The sequence below is a fragment of the Pseudomonas sp. RA_35y_Pfl2_P32 genome (genome assembly GCF_963970735.1).
GTDB lineage: Bacteria > Pseudomonadota > Gammaproteobacteria > Pseudomonadales > Pseudomonadaceae > Aquipseudomonas.
The window spans coordinates 1-451 of sequence record NZ_CAXAQF010000335.1 but is presented as its reverse complement, the minus strand read 5'-3'; the positions used below and the strand labels follow the sequence as shown (position 1 = coordinate 451).

The window sequence follows — 451 nt, the reverse complement described above, 5'->3', positions numbered from 1 at the left end:
CGACGAATTCGCCAGGCTCGACCGCGATGCTGACGTCGCTGAGCACGGGCAGTTCAGCGCCGTCGATGTCGAAGGCGTGGCTGACATTCGCGATGTCGAGCGCGGCGCCGGCGGAGGGTTGAAGCGCAACCGCTTCTGCGAGCGCGGCCTCTACCATTTCACGGTCCCCTTCTGCCAGACCAGCAGCCGGTCGCGGATCGCGAACAACAGCGTGATCGCGCCGGAGCAGAGCAGCGACATCACGATCAGCGCGGCATACATGTTGGCATAGGCCGCCCAGCCCTGCGCCCATTGCAGGTACCAGCCGAGCCCGGCCTTGACGCCGATCATCTCGGCCACGACCAGCACGGCGACGACGGCCGCACAGGCGAGCAGCCCGCGGGCGAGCGGAGACTGAAGGCGATCGGTCAAGGGCAATCCACCGTGATCTTGTTGGCGAACATCATGCCGA

The 451-nt window shown here is 66.3% G+C and carries 1 pseudogene; it reads right to left on the bottom strand.

From position 1 onward, the window contains the following. Positions 1-150: 150 nt before the first annotated feature. A pseudogene (locus AACY45_RS28570) lies at positions 151-451 on the bottom strand (hypothetical protein); the annotation flags it as partial.